General features: G+C 55.4%; 12 protein-coding genes, 1 tRNA gene and 1 riboswitch. Of the genes, 4 read left to right on the forward strand and 9 right to left on the reverse strand.

Annotated elements, in window-relative coordinates:
• Positions 1–20 precede the first annotated feature (20 nt).
• From resB to alr, 9 genes are all read right to left on the reverse strand, one after another.
• Positions 21–1,382: a cytochrome c biogenesis protein ResB gene (gene resB, locus GURA_RS19560; RefSeq protein ID WP_011940638.1), complete on the reverse strand. Its 1,362-nt coding sequence runs from the start codon at positions 1,380–1,382 to the stop codon at positions 21–23.
• Between the two features lie 182 nt (positions 1,383–1,564).
• Positions 1,565–1,837: a cytochrome c7 gene (locus GURA_RS19565; protein ID WP_011940639.1), complete on the reverse strand. Its 273-nt coding sequence runs from the start codon at positions 1,835–1,837 to the stop codon at positions 1,565–1,567.
• A gap of 127 nt (positions 1,838–1,964) precedes the next feature.
• The gene (purE, locus tag GURA_RS19570; protein ID WP_011940640.1) at positions 1,965–2,471 is read right to left on the reverse strand and encodes a 5-(carboxyamino)imidazole ribonucleotide mutase; all 507 of its coding nucleotides are present in this window, start codon (positions 2,469–2,471) and stop codon (positions 1,965–1,967) included.
• Between the two features lie 55 nt (positions 2,472–2,526).
• The gene (gene purD / locus GURA_RS19575) at positions 2,527–3,798 is read right to left on the reverse strand and encodes a phosphoribosylamine--glycine ligase (RefSeq protein WP_011940641.1); all 1,272 of its coding nucleotides are present in this window, start codon (positions 3,796–3,798) and stop codon (positions 2,527–2,529) included.
• A gap of 356 nt (positions 3,799–4,154) precedes the next feature.
• A complete protein-coding gene (locus GURA_RS19580; protein WP_011940642.1) occupies positions 4,155–7,016 on the reverse strand; it encodes a CARDB domain-containing protein in 2,862 nt (953 codons plus the stop codon).
• A 342-nt stretch (positions 7,017–7,358) separates the two neighbouring features.
• Positions 7,359–8,924, reverse strand: coding sequence for a bifunctional phosphoribosylaminoimidazolecarboxamide formyltransferase/IMP cyclohydrolase (gene purH, locus GURA_RS19585; protein WP_011940643.1), 1,566 nt, complete (start codon positions 8,922–8,924; stop codon positions 7,359–7,361).
• Positions 8,925–9,064: 140 nt separating this feature from the next.
• On the reverse strand, positions 9,065–10,348 hold the full coding sequence (locus tag GURA_RS19590; RefSeq protein ID WP_011940644.1) for an ASKHA domain-containing protein: 1,284 nt from the start codon (positions 10,346–10,348) through the stop codon (positions 9,065–9,067).
• Positions 10,335–11,375, reverse strand: coding sequence for a selenide, water dikinase SelD (selD, locus tag GURA_RS19595; protein ID WP_083764963.1), 1,041 nt, complete (start codon positions 11,373–11,375; stop codon positions 10,335–10,337). Before selD ends, GURA_RS19590 begins: the two co-directional genes overlap by 14 nt.
• Before the next feature lie 52 nt (positions 11,376–11,427).
• A complete protein-coding gene (alr, locus tag GURA_RS19600) occupies positions 11,428–12,558 on the reverse strand; it encodes an alanine racemase (RefSeq protein WP_041246170.1) in 1,131 nt (376 codons plus the stop codon).
• Positions 12,559–12,705: 147 nt separating this feature from the next.
• Positions 12,706–12,807, forward strand: a riboswitch (TPP riboswitch).
• Between the two features lie 87 nt (positions 12,808–12,894).
• Between alr and thiD the strand changes: the two genes are divergently transcribed.
• The 4 genes from thiD (at position 12,895) to GURA_RS19620 (ending at position 16,890) form a co-directional block, all read left to right on the forward strand.
• Positions 12,895–14,388 (forward strand): bifunctional hydroxymethylpyrimidine kinase/phosphomethylpyrimidine kinase, encoded by a 1,494-nt coding sequence (gene thiD, locus GURA_RS19605; RefSeq protein WP_011940647.1) that lies wholly within the window; start codon positions 12,895–12,897, stop codon positions 14,386–14,388.
• 105 nt (positions 14,389–14,493) lie between these two features.
• Positions 14,494–15,801: a phosphomethylpyrimidine synthase ThiC gene (gene thiC / locus GURA_RS19610; RefSeq protein WP_011940648.1), complete on the forward strand. Its 1,308-nt coding sequence runs from the start codon at positions 14,494–14,496 to the stop codon at positions 15,799–15,801.
• 44 nt (positions 15,802–15,845) lie between these two features.
• Positions 15,846–15,921 (forward strand) — tRNA-Thr (locus GURA_RS19615).
• Between the two features lie 270 nt (positions 15,922–16,191).
• The gene (locus GURA_RS19620; RefSeq protein WP_011940649.1) at positions 16,192–16,890 is read left to right on the forward strand and encodes a DUF3313 domain-containing protein; all 699 of its coding nucleotides are present in this window, start codon (positions 16,192–16,194) and stop codon (positions 16,888–16,890) included.
• Positions 16,891–16,896: the final 6 nt, after the last annotated feature.

Below are 16,896 nucleotides of genomic sequence, written 5' to 3' on the forward strand. Positions count from 1 at the left end.
GGTCAAAATATCGATAGATATCACTGCTTGCCAAGTTTTTCAGTAAGTTCGTCAAAGGCAAGTTCGAAACCTGCAGGATTCTTGCTGGCGGTGCCGCCAATTGTAACGCGTCCATTCGCAACCCGCAACCAAACGCGTTTATGAGACATGAAAAATGCCATGCAGATGCCGACCACCATTAATGCGCAGCCGAGCCAGACCACCCATACCCCCGGGTCCTTAGCGACCTGGAGACCGGTAAAGAACTTCTCGTCCTTACCGTCAAAGGTGAAGATGAGATCGCTGCCGCGTTTTTCATCGAAATCACGGCAATTGGAGTTAAGCAGTACTATTGCGTATTGCTTTTCGCCGTTTGGCCGGGTAATTTCCAGTTTTGCCCCTGGCCCCGGACAGCCGGGAAAGTCATTACCGACCTCCGGCGCCACACCGATGATCTGCAGGAAGCTTCCGTCCGGCAGGGATACCCGTTCATCCTGGTGGGCGACTACCGGCACAGCCTGGCCGCCGTTTCTGTTTCTCACGGAGAAATGGTAAACGGCGTCACCTGCAGCACCGTACGAGGACTGGTAAAAGGTGATCCCCTTGTACGTCAGCGGATCATTGACGATGACCTTGACATTTTCGTAGCCGGGAACCGGCTTGCCATCCTGCAAGACGGTCAGGATGCTCTTGAACTCCTTGGGCGCGCCGGTGTCGTAAAATGCAACGGCAAACTTCTCGCACTTCACGGCAAAACCGAGATCTATGCTCTTGCCGGAGCGGCTCTCAACCGTATTTACGCTGGTCCCCTCAGCAATATTCACGTAGGCCTTATAGCCAAAAAACGAACCGATGAGAGCGCCAATAAAGATGATAATGATACTCAGATGTACAACATATACCCCCAGACGGCAATAGGGGTTTTTCTGGGCAAAAAGGTGGTACTCGCCGTTCACCTCGGTAATCACCGGTTCGGCAAACTCACCCTTAAGAAACGCCGCCATTTTATCCTTGAGTGCCGCGGCCCCACCCGAAATCTTGAATTCACGGGTCAGTGACAGGGACCTTTCAAAACCTTCATCCATGATCAGGGTCGGCTCGGAGATTATCTTCCAGACCCGCGGCAGCCTCTTGATCGAACAAGCCACCAGGTTTACCGTCAACAGATAGAGAAGAAGGATAAACCACCAGGAATGGTACATATCGAAAAAGCCGAGCTTGTCGTACATTTGCAGCTTTACGGTGCTTATGCTCTGGATGTACTCTTGCGGAACCGGCGCCTGGGGGATGACGGTACCGATTATCGACGTCAAGGCAAGTCCGATGAGGAGGGCGATGGAAAGTTTAAGAGAGCAGAAAAAATCCCACAGCATTTGTGCAAATCCGCGTTTGTTTGTAGTCAAGGCTGTCTCCTGAATGAAAGGTTTGACATAAGGAATGAAAATTCATTATCGACTGGGCAGTATAAACCAAATTATAAACAGCGGCAAAATAAAATTTATTAATTTGAAATCGGATCAAGAAAAAGGGATAACAAGAAACCTGTTACCCCTTTTTCAGTCCGAATGCGATGCTTCATCAGCAATTACTTCTTGTGGCACTCTCCGCACTTGGTCGGGCCGGCCTTTTTCGTTTCGTGGCAGCCTTTGCAGAGCTTGTGAGCCGCATCCTTGCCGAAGCCTTCAATCTTGCCGGGAGCTTTCTCGTGACAGGCTTTGCAGTCCTTGAGAGCTTCCTGGTGCTTCTTGTGGTTGAAAGTTACGTTACCGTTCTTTGCAGGCAGGGTAATGGTATCAGCCGCCATGGCAGCTACTGCACAGGAAAGTGTCAATGCAACCGCAACAATAATCTTTTTCATCAGACGTCACCTCCTTCACATTAAATTAAAATCGTCGAAAAAGTAATACAGGGTTATTTCTTTGTCAAGCAAAATCATTCATTAAAACAACGCCAAAAGACCATTATTACCGGCCAAGACAAACGAGTCAGCAGGCATTGCCGGCGTTCAATTGTTTATCCTTCTCGTCGACTTCCTGCGCCATCTGTGCGCGGTATGACTTGAGCTTTGCCGCCAGACTGACGTCAGCAAGGGCCAGGATCTGCACCGCAAGAATAGCCGCGTTCTTGGCGCCTGCCCTGCCGATCGCCATAGTTGCCACCGGAATACCGCCGGGCATCTGTACCGTGGAATAAAGGGCATCAACGCCGTTTAGAGCGCCGCCGCCGATCGGCACGCCGATAACCGGCAAAGTCGTTTCGGCAGCTACAACCCCGGCCAGATGGGCCGCCATTCCGGCCCCGGCGATAACGACCTTTACGCCGCGATCTTCAGCTTCCGAAGCAAGCAAGCCAGTCCGGCGAGGTGAGCGGTGCGCAGAAGAAATGCGCATCTCAAAGGGGACGTCGAATTCCGTGAGGACCTTTGCCGCCTCTCCCATTACCGGGAGATCAGAGTCGCTGCCCATGACAATCAATACCTGTGGTGGGTTCATCTACTTTTCTTCCTCCGTTGAAGTCGTATCCGGGCAAACAATGTCAGAGATTGTCTTACCTGGCCAGGGCCTTCTTTCCAATGTCCTTCCGATAATGCGCCCCCCGCCACGAGATGAGAGAAACCCCCTGATATGCCCGGTCTATGGCCTCTTTCACGGTCGGGCCCAAAGCCGTGACACCCAGCACCCGGCCGCCATTGGTGACGAATTTGTCTTTATCGAGAGCCGTGCCGGCATGGAACACAAACAGATCCTGAATTTTTGCCGCATCGTCCAAGCCATGAATCTCATCACCCCTGGGATAATCCCCCGGATAACCCTCAGCTGCCATAACCACGCAGACCGCCGCTTTATCATGCCACTCGATTTGCACCCTGCTGATATCTTTTTCGGCAACAGCCAACAAGATGGGGACAATATCGGATTTCATCCTCATCAGCAGAGGCTGACACTCCGGATCGCCGAAGCGGGCATTGAATTCGAGGGTCTTGACACTTTCGCCGTCGATCATCAGCCCGGCATAGAGCACACCCCGGTAAGGACGCCCTTCCGCCGCCATGCCGTCGACTGTACGGCGCATAACCTCCTGCATGGCCTTTTCATGGATGGCCGGGGTTACGACCGGGGCAGGTGAATACGCCCCCATCCCCCCCGTATTCGGTCCGGTATCACCATCATAAACAGCCTTGTGATCCTGGGCGCTGGCAAGGGGTATAATGTTTTTCCCATCGGTAAAGGCAAGAAACGAGGCCTCCTCCCCTTTGAGGAATTCCTCGATGACAACCCGGGAGCCGGCTGCACCGAATGAGTTGCCTGAAAGCATGTCGGTCACCGCTGCCACCGCCTCGTCTCGCGTCTGGGCGATGATGACCCCTTTCCCGGCCGCCAGACCATCCGCCTTGATGACGATCGGCACCCCTGTCCTGTCGATAAAGGCTATCGCCGGTTCGACCTCGGTAAAGACCTCATAGGCAGCAGTCGGCACGTTATATTTTCTCATCAGGTCCTTGGAAAACGCCTTGCTCGCCTCGATGATCGCGGCATTTTTTTGCGCTCCGAATACTTTAAGACCGTATTCTTCAAAAAGATCGACGATCCCCAGAGAAAGCGGCAATTCCGGTCCCACCACGGTGAGCGCTATATCCTCTTTTTTGGCAAAGGAGAGGAGCCCGGAGAGATCATCAACCTTGATGTCGACATTCTCCGCAATCGTGCCGATACCGGGATTTCCCGGTGCACAGTAAACCTTTTCCACAAGCGGAGATTGCGCTATCTTCCAGACGAGGGCATGCTCACGCCCGCCGCTGCCGATTACAAGAACTTTCATATATCAGAACTCCCGGACTTTTGGATTCGTGAAAAACAGCGCAGCATATTAACACCACTTTTTCGATAAGGGCAAGAGCAAAGAGATCTCTTTGTGTTAGCTAAACGATTTTACGCCCCATTCACCATGTCTGTGTTTTTCTTTGAGGGACACATTATCGCGAACAGAAAGGTAGATTAAACCTAGTAAGGTCTTGAAAGAAGTCGTATCAAGCCGCTTGTCGTTGAAAGAAGCAGAGGGCTTTGGGCGCAGAACATCTGTCAATACCCTCGCCAACAAACTCAAGGACAGCGTTTTCGGCGCACATAACACAAAACCCCTGGTGTTACCCAGGGCGTTTTGTGTTGGTAAGGTGCTTACATTATTACAGGATTGCCAGCAAGGGAGTTGTTAGTCTCATCGGACTCGGGGACTTGATTGGTGTAGTCCGCATAGGCGCCGATGTAATAGTTTCCGGGCGGTAGATTTGGCGGGACCGAGCGGGTTCCGGTAAGAACGACTTCACTGTTGCCAGGAATATTGGCCCAATTTGCGTCGATAAGATAATCACTGGTAGTTATGGCAGCGTCAGAGGAGATATAGATGGCGGTTGGAAAAGCGTAATTTCCGGCCACACCGTTACCGACATTTTTAACAGTCACTGAATAGGTTACTTTGCCGTTCGCCACGGTGCCAGACACGGCGGTTACAATGAGGTCATTGTTGATATATGGCTGGTTGCCAGCAAGGGAGTTGTTAGTCTCATCGGACTCGGGGACTTGATTGGTGTAGTCCGCATAGGCGCCGATGTAATAGTTTCCGGGCGGTAGATTTGGCGGGACCGAGCGGGTTCCGGTAAGAACGACTTCACTGTTGCCAGGAATATTGGTCCAATTTGCGTCGATAAGATAATCACTGGTAGTTATGGCAGCGTCAGAGGAGATATAGATGGCGGTAGGAAAAGCGTAATTTCCGGCCACACCGTTACCGACATTTTTAACAGTCACTGAATAGGTTACTTTGCCGTTCGCCACGGTGCCAGACACGGCGGTTACAATGAGGTCGTTGTTGATATATGGCTGGTTGCCAGCAAGGGAGTTGTTAGTCTCATCGGACTCGGGGACTTGATTGGTGTAGTCTGCATAGGCGCCGATGTAGTAGTTTCCTGGCGGTAGATTTGGCGGGACCGAGCGGGTTCCGGTAAGAATGACTTCGCTGTTGCCAGGAATATGGGCATAATTTGCGTCGATAAGATAATCACTGGTAGTTATGGCAGCGTCAGAGGAGATATAGATGGCGGTAGGAAAAGCGTAATTTCCGGCCACACCGTTACCGACATTTTTAACAGTCACTGAATAGGTTACTTTGCCGTTCGCCACGGTGCCAGACACGGCGGTTACAATGAGGTCGTTGTTGATATATGGCTGGTTGCCAGCAAGGGAGTTGTTAGTCTCATCAAACTCTGGGACTTGATTGGTGTAGTCTGCATAGGCGCCGATGTAGTAGTTTCCTGGCGGTAGATTTGGCGGGACCGAGCGGGTTCCGGTAAGAATGACTTCGCTGTTGCCAGGAATATGGGCATAATTTGCGTCGATAAGATAATCACTGGTAGTTATGGCAGCGTCAGAGGAGATATAGATGGCGGTAGGGAAAGCGTAATTTCCGGCAGCATTTATGCCTCGATTTTGTATCGTTACAGAATACGTCAGCTTCCCGCCGCTGACAGTACCTGAAACATTCTTCACCACCAAGTCGGGCTGTACGGAGGAGATTGTTATATTATTCCCCAGTTTGGTATTATTAGTTTCATCCCCTTCTACAACAAGATTTGTGTAATCAGCAATAGCCTTCAAATAGTAATCGCCAGTCTTGCAAGCCGTTGGAATAATTACTGTGATGCTGCCGGTATCAGGTGTCTTCGGAGCAAGAGATGTGACGGTTCTTTCACCCAAATAGCAGCTCGTCCCTTTCAAATCGTCGAGATAAATCCCAATTTTGAAAGCAGTGGCTGAGTCAGTCCCTTTGTTGAATGCAGTGGTGGATATTGTAACAGAATTACCGATCACCCCCGTTGCAGGACCGCTGACATCGGTGATTTCCAGATCAGTATACGATTCGTAAGCCAGGGTTACGGCATGGAGTACCGGAGTTGTCATGTCGCTTGATGAAAGCTTTAATCGCAGTTCCGCAACATGAGCGTACTGGATATTCAAATCAATGCTCGTGGTTTTGGTTTGGATGCCGTTGACCACGGGTCCGTCGACCGTAGTTGCACCGGAGGTTGTGAGGTCGTACCATGTGTCGGCGCTGCCATCGGGTCCCAGGTACTGGGCACTTTCAAGGGAGGTCAAGTCTTGAGCGGTTCTGACCTGAAACTGGATTTTCTGACCAGTTGTAAGCTCGTCGTAGTTCCAGGAAAGATGCGCCTTGTCGAAAGGGGCGACCCCGGTGACCCGGAGCCCACTGAGCATGCTCACCACCGGCTCGATCTCCAGTGATTTCTCAACCTGGTTCGACGCCCCGTCAATGACCGACACGACATTGTTGAATTTGTTGGTCAGGTAGACCTTGTTGGTGGCCAAGTTATAGGATGCGGTGTAAGGGCCAGCAATCACCTGCACCGTTGCAATGACGGTATCACTGATCCCGTCGAGAACGGAAACCGTCTGGTCGGTCATGTTGGCGATGTAGACCTTGTTGTTGGTCGGGTTGTAAAGAGCAGCATTGGCGCCATTGCCAACGGTCACGGTTGCAATTACCGTATCAGTGACACAGTCGATGACCGACACCTTGTTGTCGTTGTAGTATCCCACATAGAGCTTGTTATTTACTGAATTGTAAACAGCTCCCGAAGGTTGCGCCGGTAATGGTATCGAAGGAAGCAACTCTTTCGTCGTTGCGTTAATGACGGCGACGGAGTTCCTTTCCGCCCCAATGGTATAGACTTTGTTGTTCGAAGTGTTATTGATGATCGTCGCAGTGCTCAACAAATCCTTCGGAATGCCGATTTTCACATCACCAGAAACTGTTGTGGTGTCAATGTTTACGCGCGTTGTAGGAGTGTTTGTCGTAGAAGCATTGTTTTCAAAATCTGGTTGAGTTGTCCATGTTACTGATGACATTGCTGCACACGCCGGTTGCGCAATACTGCCGGCTGCTACCGTTAGGCTGACAATTAGCAGGATAATTGTCAGTAGCTGTAACGGTAATTTTTTTAAATTTCCCCAATGATAACCCATTTCAATAAACCCTCCTTTTTTGATTTGGACGCCGAGTATATCGGAATTATGGCGGCCGCTCTTTATTAGCGAGGGTTTATAACACACCACATATTATTATGTACACATAATAATATGCACCTTAATATGATTTAAATTCACCTTCTCACACCGAATCACAAAAAAGCCTGCAAAAGCAGGCTTTTTTGTGATTCAAGGAACAAAAATAGATTACCGAGATATATTTCTACCAACTTCACGGGAGTTCAGGATGAATGGGTAACAAATACCCCGCGCCCTTCCAACGTCAGAAACACCAAATGATGAAGGTGCAGGCTGAATCCTGCTTTCTCCGCTCGTTTATCAATGCCTGAAATGCCTCATGGAAGTAAACACCATCGCCATGCCGTGTTCATCGGCTGCTGCGATCACTTCCTCGTCGCGCATGCTCCCACCCGGCTGGATGACGGCGGTGATGCCAACCGCAGCTGCATTATCCAACCCGTCGCGGAACGGGAAGAAGGCGTCGGAAGCCATCACCGAACCGGCTACAGGAAGGCCGGCATGTTCCGCCTTGATGGCCGCAATGCGGGCCGAGTTGACCCGGCTCATCTGCCCCGCGCCGACGCCGATGGTCATGCCGTCCTTGCCGTAGACAATGGCGTTGGATTTGACGAACTTGGCTACCCGCCAGGTGAAAAGAAGGTCGATCATCTCCTTTTCCGTCGGAGCCCGCTTGGTCACGACCTTCAGCTCCCCGTGGAGGGCGAGATCCGTATACTGGACCAGGAGACCTCCGTTGACACGCTTGAAATCCAGTCGCGGCATCGGTTCCTTCTGCCACGTGCCGCACTCCAGAAGACGCACGTTCTTCTTGGCAGCAACCACCTCGCTCGCCTTTGCGGAAACCTTGGGGGCGATGATAACCTCAACGAACTGCCGCTCGACAATGGCTTTGGCCGTCGCCTCGTCCAGTTCGCCGTTGAAGGCAATGATTCCGCCGAAAGCGGACTCGGGATCGGTCTTGTAGGCACGATCGTAGGCGTCCAGAAGCGTATCGCCGATCGCGACCCCGCATGGGTTTGCATGCTTGACGATGACGCAGCCCGGCCCTTCAGCGAACTGTTTCACGCACTCCAGGGCGGCATCGGTGTCGCCGATGTTGTTGTAGGAAAGCTCTTTCCCCTGGAGCTGCCGTGCAGTAGCGACCGACGCCTCCTTGACGTCCCGCTCCACATAGAAAGCTGCCGACTGGTGGGGATTCTCGCCGTAACGCATCCCCTGGGCCTTTTTGAACTGGAGAGTCAGGGTGTCGGGGTATGCGGCAACCCCTTCGCCGGTCCGGGCTCCCAACCAGTTGGAGATCGCACCGTCATAGGCTGCGGTGTGCTGGTAGACCTTTACCGCCAGGCGGAAGTTGGTCTCCTTCGACACGCCGCCTCCCGCAGCCTTCATTTCATCCAGCACCAGCCGATAGTCGTTGTGATCGACGACAACAGTCACATCTGCGTTGTTCTTGGCTGCCGAACGGAGCATGGTCGGACCGCCGATATCGATGTTCTCGATGGCGTCCTCAAGCGTGCAGTCCGGCTTGGCAACGGTCGCCTCGAAGGGGTAAAGGTTGACGACCACCATGTCGATCGGCTCGATGCCGTGCGCCTTCATGGTTGCCACGTGTTCAGGATTCCCCCGCATGCCGAGGAGGCCGCCGTGAACCTTTGGATGGAGGGTCTTGACGCGTCCGTCTAGCATTTCCGGAAAACCGGTAAACTCCGAAACGTCCTTGACCTTTAGACCCGCCTCCCGCAGCAGCTTGGCAGTACCGCCGGTAGAGAGAATTTCAACGCCATAGCCGGCCAGTTCCCTGGAGAACTCGACGATGCCGGTCTTGTCAGATACGCTGATCAGCGCACGGGTAATCTTTGCCATGTTTTTGCTCCTTTAAACCTGTAAATTTATCAAGAACGGTCGGATAAAAGCCGCCGTTCCTGCAGCACTTTCCGTATCGAGGGCTGTTTTAATCTTGAATTTCGGAATTTTTCCTGTGCTTCTGACGCAGAAGAAAACGACTATGCACCGTTTTGCAACTTTGGGAAATTCATGTGCTCGAGAAAGTGTTTCTCGAAGGCAGGTGTGCCTGACAGGGGGATAACCTTGATTGACTCGGCAAGCCTGTCCAGAGCAGCAAAGTCGTCGCCTGCGCAGATCGCCTTTTCCACGCCGCGCAAAGCCCCCTCATGGACAAACCCGGCATTTTTTACCATGTTTTCACTGAAAATTCCAACGTTTTTTAGATGTTCAGGAGAGAGTATCGCGCCGAAAGAACCGGTCAGTACGACTTCCTGAATTGAGTCGCCCGATATGCCGGCGCGCTGGAGCAGGACTTCCATCCCGGCCCTGATCGCCCCCTTTGCCAGTTGCACCTGGCGGATATCGCCCTGGCTTAGATAGATGGTGCGCCTCGCGTCGCGGTAAAACACAAAGCCGGTTTCCCCGTCCACGTTCCGGACATGATTGGCCAGGTTGGAGGGAATTTCATCTGCTTCGAGCAGCCTGCCGCTCTGATCGAGTATTCCCGCTTCAAGCAGTCCGGCCACGGCGGCGATGACCCCTGAACCGCAGATTCCGGTCGGCGCTTCATTGCCGATGGTGGCAATCCCGACCTTATCGCCGGCAAAGCTTACTCCGCTTATTGCCCCCGGCAGAGCAGCCATGCCGCACGCCAGGTTCCCCCCCTCGAAGGCTGGACCGGCGGCGGCGGAAGTTGCATAAATTTTTCCTCCGGCCACAAGGGCAAGCTCGCCATTTGTGCCGAGATCCAGATAAAGACGTGCTGCGTGCTGCGTGCTGTGTGCTGCGCAAACGCCTTCGCCGTAGAGAAAGGCCACCAGGTCGCCGCCGACGAATCCGCCCGGCAGGGGGAAAATATATGCATCCAGATCCAGGCCCCAGCCGAGGGAGGCGGTAGTCATGGTTTTGCCGGCAGAAAAAAGTGGGCGGTAGGGGGGGAAGGCAAGGGATTTCACGGAAAGCCCCAGGAGCAGGTGTTCTATGGCCGGATTCCCGGCAATCCCTATGCAACGCAAATCGCGGCGGGCTGCGCCGCAGTCGTCGAGGAGTTTTACGGTCAAGCGTTCCAGCTCGGCATTGATGAGCTTGCTCATCCTGAAGAGGTTATCAGCGGAGCTTACCGCCGCGGCAAGGCGCGACACCACATCCGCGCCGAATTCCCGCTGCGGATTGAGGCTGCCAGTCATCGCCAATCGCTCACCGCTTTCGCAGTCCAGAAGCGATGCGGCAATGGTCGTGGTGCCCACATCAATGGCGACTGCGACAGGCTTAGACAATTTCAAGTGCAGACTCCCGGCGTGGCAGCACCTCGCCGACAGAGACGGCAAAACAGCCGATCTCGGCCGCTCGGGCAAGGAACAGTTCGGCAGATGTCGGAGCGAGTGATATCAACAGGCCTCCGGAGGTCTGGGGATCGAACAGCGGCAAGAGGGCATCGGCAGGAATGCTGCCGCAATTTAAAAATCGTGAATAGTGATCGCGATTGCGGTAGCAACCAGCGGGAACCAACCCGTCCCTGATCAGTTCATCAACACCGGCCATGAGCGGAACCTTGGCAGGATCGAGGCGGATCGTCACTCCCGCCCCCACGGCCATCTCGCAGGCATGACCGATAAGGCCGAAACCGGTCACGTCGGTGGCTGCGCTTGCCCCGCATTCCAGCATCAGCTCTGCGGCAATACTGTTCAACATCGTCATCCACCCTATCGCTGCGTCCGCTACGCCGGCGGACACCATGTCAGCCTTGATCGCCGTGGAAACAATGCCGGTGCCGAGCGGTTTGGTAAGGAGCAGCCGGTCACCGGCACGGGCGGTGGAGTTTCTGACGATTTGTTCGGGATCTATGAGCCCGGTGACAGCCAGTCCGTACTTCAGCTCTGCGTCTTCCACCGTATGTCCGCCGACCAGGCAGGCGCCCGCCTCACTGATGGCGGCCTGGCCGCCGGCAAGAATCCGGGAGAGGACCTCGCCGGGAAGGTCGCAGGCCGGGAAAAACACCAGGTTCATTGCGGTCACCGGTTTCCCCCCCATGGCATAGATATCGGATATGGCATTGGCCGCAGCGATACGACCGAACGTGAAGGGATCGTCCACGAGGGGGGTGATGATATCGGTCGTCTCCACCAGGGCGAGCCTCTCCCCTATCCGGTAGACACCGGCGTCGTCGGCTGTATCGGCCCCCACGAGGAGGTCCGGATCATCCGCCTGCACAAGGCCGCTCAAAGCTTTTTCAAGGCCCGCCGGGCCCAGCTTTGCCGCTCAACCGGCGGCTTTCACCATTGCGGTCAGTTTGATCTTCTTATTGGTCATTTTCCCCCACTCACTACTCACTACTCACTACTCACTACTCACTACTCACTACTCACGGAATATACACTCTCGGCACCCGTTTGCTGATGCCGCAGAATATCTCGTAGGCAATGGTACCGGACCATGCGGCCAGCTCTTCGGCATGGATGCAGTTGCCTTGATTGTCGCAGCCAAGGAGCGTCACCTCATCGCCGACAGCAACACCGGCGATATCGGTCACGTCAAGCATGATCCAGTCCATGCAGACCGTCCCGGCCACCCGCGCCCGCTGCCCGCGAACCAACGCCTCCCCCTTGTTGGTAAGGGCACGGCAGTAGCCGTCGGCGTATCCTACCGGGACGCTCGCAACGAGGGTTTTCTTTCCCGCCACATAACGCCTGGCATAGCTGATGCTGGTGCCGGGCTCCACCCACTTGAGCATCGCCACCCGGCTCTTCAGCCGCATTACCGGCTTCACATCGATTTTCCCCTGAAAATCGGCGGAGGGAAGCGCGCCGTAGAGGACGATGCCGGGCCGGGCCAGATTGCAGAAAGGAAAATCCCTGCTGAAGGCAGCGGCGCTGTTGGCGATATGAACGAAGGTGGGGGAAAACCCCTGGCGAGTGCCCTCCTGCAAAACCGCGGCAAAGATTTCGGTCTGGCGGGCGGTGTAACCGCTCCCTTCGTCGTCCAGTTCGTCGGCCGAGGCGAAGTGGGAGAAGATACCTTCCAATTCAAGGTTTTTCAACTTTTTCAGCTCCCGGAAGAATGCGGGGGCCTCCTCGTAACGTATCCCCAAGCGCCCCATGCCTGTATCGACCTTGAGATGGATTTTTGCCTTGCGATACAGCTTTCGGGCAACGTCATCGAGCACCCGCGCCTGATCCAGGCTGAAGACCGCCGTGGAGATGTTGAAGCCGACGCACTTCTTCTCCTGTCCCGGATATATACCGCCGAGAAGTAGGATCGGCCTGTCGATGCCGCTCTTCCTGAGCTGAATCCCCTCCGCAAGAAAGGCGACGCCAAAGGCCGTCACGCCGAGCGCCTCCAGTTCACGGGAGATATCCATAAAACCGTGGCCGTAGGCATCGGCCTTGACCACCGCCAGCAGTCCGCTGCCGGCGGGCACCGCTTTTTTTACCTGGTAATAGTTGTGCCGCAGGGCGGCAAGGTCGATTTCCGCAATGGTCGGGCGACTATCCAGGTTCAACACATTTAAACGCTCCATATCTACTCTCGACACCCGCTGTTCACCTCTCACCGTTTATCTACCACTTCTCTCATAAGCTGTAAAGGCAAAATCCCGAAAATACATTGACTTATCGGGAATTTTACTTTAGCCTAAGGCAAAATTGCCAGCTAGGGGAGTTCGCAAGAACTGAGATGGGCCTTGCCCAAACCCTTTGAACCTGATCCGGTTGATCCCGGCGTAGGAAAGCGGCCAGAGTGAGACTCTTTATTCCTGGAAAGCCGCGACCATTAGTCGCGGCTTTTTGCGATTTTACACCCTCTTACAGTGCTTCCCCCATAGGTTTTGCCCATGGAACACAAAAAAGATTTTCTCCGCCTCGTGGTAGACCGGGAAACGACCGATTCCCCGATTAAAGGGGTTTATCTCATTACCGACCATGCCGACCACCTGACAGAAAGGGTACGGGGCGCCCTCTCCGGCGGCGTAACCGTCCTCCAGTACCGCAACAAGATGGGCGATGCCGAGGACAAATTCACCGTGGGCATGGAGTTGAAAACCATTTGCGCCGAAGCGGGGATCACTTTCATCGTCAACGACGATCTGGAATTAGCCAGAGAACTCGACGCGGACGGCCTCCACCTGGGGCAGGAAGACGGCGATCCGATTGGAGCCCGCAAACTGCTCGGACCGCGGAAAATCATCGGCGTCTCCACCCACAACCTGGAGGAAGCGCTGCGGGCGGAAGCCGCCGGAGCCGACTACATCGGCTTTGGCGCCATGTACCCCACCGGGAGCAAGGATATCGAGCATCTCCCCGGACCCGACATGCTTGTCGAGGTCAAGGCGAAGGTCAAGATCCCCGTGGTGGCCATCGGCGGCATCAACCGGGACAACGGGGCACGGGTAATCGACAACGGCGCAGACGCCGTTGCGGTCATCTCCGGCATACTCGGTAGCAGAGAGCCGGGGCTGGCGGCGGCCGAACTGTCGCTTCTCTTCAACCGCAAGGGGGCCTTTCCGCGCGGCAATGTCTTGACCATCGCCGGCAGCGACTCCGGCGGCGGGGCCGGCATCCAGGCCGACCTCAAGACCGTAACCCTGCTCGGCTCTTACGGCGCCTCGGTAATCACCGCACTCACCGCCCAGAACACCCGCGGGGTGAGCGCCATTCACGGCGTGCCTCCCGAGTTTGTCGCAGAGCAGCTCGATGCGGTACTTTCCGACATCAGGATCGACGTGGTCAAGACCGGTATGCTCTTTTCCGCGGAAATAATCAGCGTCATTGCCGACAAGCTGGGCGAATACAACAGGAAAATAGTGGTCATCGATCCGGTAATGCTGGCCAAGGGGGGAGCGGAGCTCATTGACCATGAGGCCCTGGCCATATTCAAAAAGCGGCTTATGGCCGCGGCCTATCTCCTCACTCCGAACATCCCGGAGGCGGAAAAGCTGACCGGCATCGCTATCAGCAATGAAGATGGGATGGAGCAGGCAGCCCGCGCCATCTGCAGTATGGGGGCAAGAAATGTACTGATAAAAGGGGGGCACCTCCCCGAAGGGATTGCCGTGGACATCCTCTATGACGGCAGCGCTTTCACCCGCTTCCCCGTGCCGCGCATCCTCACCAAGAACACCCACGGCACCGGCTGCACCCTGGCTTCAGCCATCGCCGCGTTCCTCGCCCAAGGGGAACCGCTGCCGGTTGCAATCGCCAAAGCCAAGGAATTCATCACCACCGCCATAAAACTCGCCCAACCGCTGGGCAAGGGACATGGCCCGGTGAACCATTACAGAGCAGCATGCGAACTTCGGGACTTGGGACCTGGGACCAGGGATCGGTAACTTCAGAGATGCGGAATCAGGCCCTCCTTGGACCTTAAGGAACCGGACCTGGAAGAGCCCTTCCGGATCCCGGCTCTCGTCTCTCTTCAATAAAAGGAGCAGTAGATGACAAAGACTCAACTTGACTACGCCCGCCAGGGCACGATCACCAAAGAAATGAAGGAAGCAGCCCTCGCCGAAGGGGTAAGCCCGGAGTTCATCCGCGACGGACTGGTTGCCGGCAACATCATCATCTGCCATAACATCAAGCACGCAGGCGGTCGACCGCTGGCGGTAGGCCGCGGACTGCGCACCAAGGTCAACGCCAACATCGGCACCTCGGCCGACGACCTGGACATAGCCAAGGAGCTGGAAAAGGCCCGCGTAGCGGTAAAACACGGCGCAGACGCCATCATGGACCTCTCCACCGGCGGACCGGTTGATGAGATCCGCCGCGCCATCATTGCCGAAACCAGTGCCTGCATCGGCAGCGTACCCCTCTATCAGGCGGCCCTCGATGCGGTACGGACAAAGAAGAAGGCGATCGTCGACATGACCGTGGACGACATTTTCGCCGGGATAATCAAGCATGCCGAAGACGGAGTGGATTTCATCACCGTCCACTGCGGCGTGACCTGCGCAACGGTGGAGCGGATGAAAAACGAGGGTCGGATCATGGACGTGGTCTCCCGCGGCGGGGCGTTCACCATCGAGTGGATGGCCCACAACAACAAGGAAAACCCGCTCTTCGAGCACTTCGACCGGCTCCTGGAAATCACCAAAGAGTATGACATGACCCTCTCCCTGGGTGACGGCTTCCGCCCCGGCTGCCTCGCCGACGCCACCGACCGGGCGCAGATCCACGAACTGATCCTTCTGGGCGAGCTGACCCAGCGCGCCCAGGCATTCGGCGTCCAGGTCATGATTGAAGGTCCGGGGCACATGCCGCTCAACCAGATCGAGGCCAACATCCTCCTGCAGAAGAGGCTCTGTCACGGCGCCCCATTCTATGTGCTCGGCCCGCTGGTCACCGACATCGCCCCGGGCTACGACCATATCACCTGCGCCATCGGCGGCACCATCGCCGCCGCCGCCGGGGCCGACTTCCTCTGCTATGTCACCCCCAGCGAACACCTGCGCCTCCCGACCGTGGACGACGTGAGAGAAGGGGTCATCGCCTCCCGCATCGCCGCCCACGCTGCCGACATCGTCAAGGGGGTGAAGGGGGCGATGGACAAGGACATCCAGATGGCCAAGTGCCGGAAAAAGCTCGACTGGGAAGGGCAGTTCGCCCTGGCCCTCGACCCGGAAAAGGCCCGGCGGCTGCGCGCCGAATCAGGGGTTGCCGACCACGGCGCCTGCACCATGTGCGGCGAGTTCTGCGCCTACAAGGTGATGGACGACGCCATGGAAAAGCAGGCGGTCGAATCGTAAGGGTTGACTTAGCCGGAGAATTGTTATAATAAAATAGCTCCATTGCCGTTATAGCTCAGTTGGTAGAGCAATTGATTCGTAATCAATAGGTCAGCGGTTCGACTCCGCTTAACGGCTCCAGAAAAATCAAGGCCCTGCAGGTTATCCTGCAGGGCCTTTTGTATTCGGATTCCGTTTCCCCTTCCTTTGCGGAAAAAAGAAGGTGTCAGTTTCCCTCCACGGTCCACCAGCTATCGCCGGAGTGGTGTTCGTCCCGGTCGTTACCCTTCCGTATGCGTTCCCTTGTAATAATGCCATGCATTGTTAGAATGTTATAATTATATCGCGGTCCGATTTCGTGTGGAGGAAAAATTCACGCGGATGAATCCAAACTGCACGGGAGGTATCGCCATGAAAAGTATCAAAACGGCAGCTGTTTCGGTAACGTTCTTCGTTCTCGCCTTGCTTATGGGTGGGTGCGCTGCGAGCATGCAGTCGCGGAGCGTTGATCTGAAGGAGTCGCGGCTGGTGAACCCCTCCATCATGGAGAAGGGGACGGGGGACCAGGCACTCTACCGCTACGTCAATCCGAAGATGGACGTCAAGCAGTACACGAAGATCATGATCGATCCGGTCCTCATCGAAAAGCAGGCGGAACTCGACGCGGAAGATCTGGCAAACTACCAGAAACTCGCCAACAACGCCTATGTCTACCTGAACAAGGAACTGGAGCAGGATTACAAGATCGTGCAGTCTCCCGAGCCCGGCACCATGAGGATACAGCTGGCCATCGTCGACGCCGACAACTCGAAGCCGGTCCGCAATGTCACTTCGAGCATCTTGCCCATCGGCATCGGGATCTCCCTGGTATCATACGCCGCCACCGGGAAACCGACGGGGGTGGGTGAGATCACGGTCGAGTTCAAGGGAACCGATGCCATGACCGGCGAACTGCTCGGAGCAGCACTCGACAAGCGTGTCGGCGGCAAGGACGTCAAGGGGGTCTTCGACACCTGGCACAACGCCGACGCCGCCCTGAAATACTGGGCACAAAGGACCCGCTACGTGCTCTGCATGGGGCGCGGCGACAAAAACTGCGTCAAACCCTGAGCCCCG

The organism is Geotalea uraniireducens Rf4 (genome assembly GCF_000016745.1).
In the GTDB taxonomy this organism is placed as follows: Bacteria; Desulfobacterota; Desulfuromonadia; order Geobacterales; family Geobacteraceae; genus Geotalea; species Geotalea uraniireducens.

What these genes read in the sequence shown, in the direction of transcription:
- GURA_RS19565 (WP_011940639.1), bottom strand. Translation starts at nt 1,837, where the DNA reads ATGAAAAAGATTATTGTTGCGGTTGCATTGACACTTTCCTGTGCAGTA.
- thiC (WP_011940648.1), top strand. Translation starts at nt 14,494, where the DNA reads ATGACAAAGACTCAACTTGACTACGCCCGCCAGGGCACGATCACCAAA.
- GURA_RS19620 (WP_011940649.1), top strand. Translation starts at nt 16,192, where the DNA reads ATGAAAAGTATCAAAACGGCAGCTGTTTCGGTAACGTTCTTCGTTCTC.
- thiD (WP_011940647.1), top strand. Translation starts at nt 12,895, where the DNA reads ATGGAACACAAAAAAGATTTTCTCCGCCTCGTGGTAGACCGGGAAACG.
- purH (WP_011940643.1), bottom strand. Translation starts at nt 8,924, where the DNA reads ATGGCAAAGATTACCCGTGCGCTGATCAGCGTATCTGACAAGACCGGC.
- purD (WP_011940641.1), bottom strand. Translation starts at nt 3,798, where the DNA reads ATGAAAGTTCTTGTAATCGGCAGCGGCGGGCGTGAGCATGCCCTCGTC.
- GURA_RS19580 (WP_011940642.1), bottom strand. Translation starts at nt 7,016, where the DNA reads ATGGGTTATCATTGGGGAAATTTAAAAAAATTACCGTTACAGCTACTG.
- purE (WP_011940640.1), bottom strand. Translation starts at nt 2,471, where the DNA reads ATGAACCCACCACAGGTATTGATTGTCATGGGCAGCGACTCTGATCTC.